The 5474-nt window shown below is 55.2% G+C and carries 4 protein-coding genes; all 4 read right to left on the reverse strand.

Translation table 11 applies throughout. The features are described from left to right. Nucleotides 1-96: 96 nt before the first annotated feature. Nucleotides 97-468: a transposase family protein gene (locus tag ENN40_11560; GenBank protein ID HDP95977.1), complete on the reverse strand. Its 372-nt coding sequence runs from the start codon at nucleotides 466-468 to the stop codon at nucleotides 97-99. A 113-nt stretch (nucleotides 469-581) separates the two neighbouring features. Next, nucleotides 582-1757 carry a hypothetical protein gene (locus ENN40_11565; GenBank protein HDP95978.1) on the reverse strand — a complete coding sequence of 392 codons (1176 nt, stop codon included), beginning with the start codon at nucleotides 1755-1757 and terminating at the stop codon, nucleotides 582-584. Continuing rightward, nucleotides 1754-5119, reverse strand: coding sequence for an ATP-dependent exonuclease SbcCD, C subunit-like protein (locus ENN40_11570; GenBank protein HDP95979.1), 3366 nt, complete (start codon nucleotides 5117-5119; stop codon nucleotides 1754-1756). The genes ENN40_11565 and ENN40_11570 overlap by 4 nt, the downstream gene beginning before the upstream one ends. Beyond that, a partial coding sequence (locus ENN40_11575) for a DUF4194 domain-containing protein (protein ID HDP95980.1) occupies nucleotides 5112-5474 on the reverse strand: 363 nt, incomplete at its 5' end. The genes ENN40_11570 and ENN40_11575, both read right to left, overlap by 8 nt.

Consider the following 5474-nt stretch of genomic DNA (forward strand, 5'->3'; position numbering starts at 1 on the left):
ATGCAAAACATGTTCCAAAAGAGCGCTCTACATATATCGCCGTGATCCGTTATCAGGAAAGGCTTTCACAAAATGCAGGCCAAAATGAGGAAAACATTACGGCAACTTAACCTGCCGAACTCCATGCCGGGAGCAGTTCATCCGGGGCGGTTGTGAATGCAAAAAGGTCTGAAACTGGCAACTGTCCAGGTGACGCCAGATCCTCTCTTCCGCATAATCGTGCAACGGCCCTTCCTGGCCGCATTCCGGACACGACCATTTGTGCCCCCTGGGATGTTCAACCCAAAGATCAACCCGCTGGGCGGCAACGTCAAGTTCCACCCGAAACAGACCACGGGGCCACCAGGCCCAACAAGCGCCGCTAAAGATCGGTATCGCGCATGGTTCACCTCCTGGTATTTTGGGGGTGAGTATAGCATGAAAACCGACTCCGACAAAATTGGAAAGGGTTGCTACGCTATGAGATATTTGCGGTCTCTTCGCTTTGCAACCCGACTTTACTCAGATGGCGCCATACCCGCCGGAGTGGATGGAGGTTACCCGCTGACTTCCCGGAAGCACCAATACTTGACAGTTGCGGTTTATATCCCTCGAAGCGCCTCACGCAAAAAGTCGAATCCAATCCTCTCCTGCTCCAGACGAACACGTTCCCCCCAATGGTTTTGGCGCAATTGATCGTAAAGTGCGTTTTCCTCGGAGTTCAACCGCGTAAGAGTCCCTGTTTCAGGCTGCATTTCACTCCCCCACAGTGCCCTGTGGGCAAGTAGTGTCCGCTGATCCATCAGAAAAGAAACGACATGAGGCAAGAACCCACGCAATTGATTGAGTATGGCAAAGCCGTGAGTATCGATGTCCCCCCAATAGTAGATTTCTTTTTCGTGCAGCCAGGTTGCGGCCGCGAGATTGTCAAATCCGTATCCCGCTCCGAATATCACCACCGCATCAGAAACCTCCGGAAAAGCCAAAAAGTTGATCTCATTTTCAGTGATGAACACTTTCGATACCGACAAATCAAGTGAGGCGAAGGCTGGCTGTGTCAGGGTGATATCCTGATCGGCTTCCACTGGCAACAGCCGGAGATTCGAGTCCAGCAGCCGAAAACGCACGCGTGACGGTTTATCAAGAAAACCATAGCGACGACAGAACCCGCCAATTCCCGTATGAGCCATATCAATGGCGTCCTCAGGCAGCACAAGATCGAGCAATTCGGCCAGCACGCCACGATCTCCTTCGATCAATTTGGTATGGACACCCGGCAGGTCGATCTGACGCAGATAAATCGCAGGGCGGGGATGTTTCAGCACCCAGCCGACAATTTCCAGCAGTCGTGGCCAGTCTTTGGCCAACTCCAAGGCACGCAGCGGCCGTTTTGTCAGCCAGGGAAGTAAGTCAGGCTGTTTGTCGCTGGTCAGTTCAACCAGCGCCGCGAACTGATCCGCTGCCCGGCGCTTGCCAATCAATTCAAGAGCTTGAGAAAGCTGGTCGATCCAAATTGCCGCCGGGATTTTATTGTTTCCAAGAACACGGTGTTTGACACTGCGCCATTCAATTCGATAGGAACCCGCGGCAGCGGACAATTGGCCAATCCAATCCCGCACCTCGGGGAACCGTTCGCTCAACTCTCGAGAGTTAGGTCCCTTGAGGGTCAGACGCCGAGGGAAGAGCGACTCTCCGCCAGTCATTGAGGCGAGTAGCAAACCGCGATCCCAAAGCTTTTGCACCTGTTTTTTGAGATCAGCCGGGGTCGTCCACGTCATCCTTGCATCCTTTGTTTCTCGGCTAGATGTTCCTCAATGCTCAGGTTGCGCAGGACCGAGTTGCGGCCATCCTCATTGTGCACAAACCCGACACCAGCGACAAAAGGCTCGATAATATGGATTTTCTGCAACGGCGTGACGATCAGCAGTTGAAGTTTGAGCTGCGTGAACAACCGCAAGCCATACTGGGCCGATTCATCGGAACCGCGCCCAAACGCCTCATCGATGACCACAAAACGGAAGGAACGGGAGCGCACCGCACCCCATTCCAGGCCAAATTGATACGCCAGGCTGGCGGCAAGGACAGTGTAGGCGAGCTTTTCTTTCTGGCCGCCCGATTTTCCGCCGGAATCCGCATAATGTTCATGCTCGGTGTCGTCTTCACGCCAACGCTCGCTGGCGGCGAAGACGAACCAGTTGCGCACATCGGTCACCTTGGCGGTCCAGCGCCGATCCATATCCGAGTGTTCATCCCGGCCTCGGAACCGCTCGATGATTCGCTTCACCTGAAGGAATTTTGCCTCCGAATACTGTGCATCTTCCGAGCCGGTGAGCGCACCTTCGGTACAGGTACGCAATTCGGTCTGGAAATCACGGATGTCGGCGTCGAGACTCATCTGTGCTTCGAGACTGATATAACGGCCGGGGTTGTAATCAATCTGGGTGAGCGACTCGTTGATCTGGGCGATGCGTTCCTTGATGGTTTCCCGTTCGCGGGCCAGCTGGGATTGAAAATTCGCCACCTCGCGAATGGTGTTCTCGTTCAGGAGCTCCTTGAAACGCCCTTCAAAACGGGGCAGATCATCGGCCTGCAGTTGATCCAGCATAGACCTGTACTCAGGAGCGGCCGCCAGGTTGGCATCGACCTCTGCTGTCTCCAGCGTCCACATGCCTTTGTACTCGGTCATCGCCTTGATGACCTTCTCGGATAACCGTTTGATTTTCGAATCTTCGGCGTCGATCCGGGTCTGTAGCCAGTCGCGCATGTCGCGCTCACGGCTGTCGCAGGATTCGACGGTCAGCATCTGACCGCCAAGCGCCTCCTCACGCATCGTTTCCAGGAGGTCAAATTTCTGAACAATATCTTCTGTTATTCCCGCTAAAAGTGCTTGCGCTTGTTGCTGCAGCTCTTGCGCAGCAATGATTTTTTGCTCGGTTTTCGAGTGCTTATCCTTCCGTTCATCAAGCTGAATCTCCGTTTCTTTCAACTCCCTTTCGAGCGCGGTTAATTGTGACGTCAGAGTCTTGAGCAGATCGGAGGCCGCTTCTAATTCACGTTTCTCGGCTTCCAACCTGGAGATGACAACCGCCACGGGTTTCCAGTCGAGGTCACGAAAGTCGGTGTATTCCCCCAGCTTTGAGAGAACCGAGAGCCGCTCCTTGAGCGTGGACTGTTCCTTCTGCAGCGTGCTGATGCGACCGGCAAGGTCGGCAAGCTGCGCTTCCTGCCGCTTGGCGTCTTTTTCCAACGCCGCGATCTTTTCGACGTTGCTCCAACCAAGGACATAGCGCCGTCGATCATTTATCCGATGCCGGTCATCCTTTTCATGCCGCTCCCCGGGAACTTTGATCTGCCCGGCCTTGGTAATGGCACGGGTCTCGCGGCGGAACTGGTCCTGGTTCTCGCAGCAGGCCAGATCAAAACGGTGAGCCACCTCCCTTTCGATCCAGTCATAAAAGGGCGAATCGGGCTTGATTTGCAGCTTACGCACCAGTGAGTCGGGATTAAGCGAAGGCAATTCGCCGCGCACCCCTTCCCGCACCCGGAAATAAACCAGCCGACCCCGCAGGTGAGTTTGGTTAACCCACTGCGCCACCTTGGCGTAATACCGATCCGGAACCAGCAGAGACAAGCCGAAGCCGCGAAGCAGCCTTTCGATGGCACCTTCCCAGTCACGCTCGTCCTCGCTCACCTGCAGCAATTCACCGGCAAACGGCATCTCCTCTTCAGCCAGATTCAGCGCCTGACAGAGGGTACGTCGCATGACAATTTGTTTTTCGTCGATATTGTTGACCCGGGCTTTCAATCCCGTGATTTCAGTTTGTAGCTGATCGTATTCATCCTTTCCCTGTTTGAATAAAACGCCGGCCTCGTTGAGATCGTTCTGTGTGCGGACTTCGGCTTCTTCTGTCGTTTCGAGCCACTTGGCGATTTCAGACTGTTGACGCAGAAATTGTTCTCCGGTCGTGGCGGGGGTTTGCCCCAAGGCACGTACCAGCTCCTCATAGCGGGATGCTTTCAGTTTCCTACGTTCCAGTTCATCCTGTTTTTGGAGGATTTCCTGACCAATGCTTTCAATACGGTCACCACCATTTTCCGCGATGGTACGACGCAGTTCACGCTCCTTACCGAGCTGGGTACGACGCTGCTCCTCCAGCCGCTCGATGGCGACTTTGTGTCGGGTCAACTCTTCATTCAGCGCGGCCAGTCGTTTCTCCAGAAGATCAAGTTTCAGAGTGGCGAACCATGGCCGCAGGGCATCGCGGCAGGCTCGCAGATTATCCGCCTTCTGCGCCAACTCCCGATGCCGCTCACAATCGGCCACCAGAGGCGTAAGCATCTCTACCTGGCGTTTGGCCTTGAGAACCGCCTCATGAGCACGGTTGAGATCCTCGAAATGGCCGATCAGGGCGGAGATACGCGGTGCGACATCAAAGGGCTCAAGCATGTGGCTGCGCACGAAGTCGGTCAGGTTCCCGACCGACTTGAGCGACACGGTCTGATGGAAGAGATCCAAAGCCTGTTCGTTATCGATGCCGAAACGACGGCGGAACCAGGAACCGTAGGGCGGAAAGCTGTCGAACAACTCGACGCTGCTGGACCGCAGCCGTTTGCGAAGGCTGACCATGTCGCTGCCGAATCCGGAAAAATCTGCCGCAATGGACAGATCGCGTTCACAGGCCGCATACAGACGAGCCGGTTGCGAATTGGCCTCTTTCATCCAGAAGACCTGCGCCAGGGTGACGGTCTTGTTGTAGCCTACGTTGTGAAAAACGCCGAGGATCACCGAATAACTGTTGAAGTCGCGCAGTGCGACCGGCTTGGCGCTGCCCAGGGTTTCCTGTCGCTCCGACTTGTAATACCCGAGCACATAAGACTTGAGCGTACGTTCGCGGCTATCGGCCCCGGCCGCCTTGTTGTAGGCAATGCGATGACTCGGCACCAGCAGGGTGGTGACGGCGTCGACCAGGGTCGATTTTCCGGAGCCGTTACCCCCGGTAAGTAGAACGTTTTTTCCGCCCAGTCGCAGAGTCCAGACCCTCCCGTCAAAGGTTCCCCAGTTAAAAACCTCGAGTCGTTGCAGGCGAAAACCTGCCAGCCGGTCATCTGTCATGAATTCCAATTCAAGCGCTTCAGCCATCCATCCTCTCCAGCGGTTGCGCAAGCTGCCGTCGATATTCCGCTAATCGTTCGTCAAAATCGGCGAGCCACTGCGCATCGACTAACGCCTTGATAATGCGCCGCACCTCAATCATCTGCCCCTGCCCACGCAAGCGGCGGATAAAGCCGAGCTCGGCAATCTTGTTCAAGGTGGCATCGACCTGATCGATGAGTTTCACCTCATTGCTGCCCGCAGGTAGAAAAATCCGGATCAATTCCACCACTTCATCCCGGGAAAGAATCAGACGCGTATCGCCGCCAACAGCGTCGAACTCGGCCAGTTTTTTCCGCAAGAGAGCGAGCAACAAACTGACCGGATAGGAAAGCTGCCGCCG

This window comes from Candidatus Aminicenantes bacterium (assembly GCA_011049425.1).
Lineage (GTDB): Bacteria > Acidobacteriota > Aminicenantia > UBA2199 > UBA2199 > UBA876.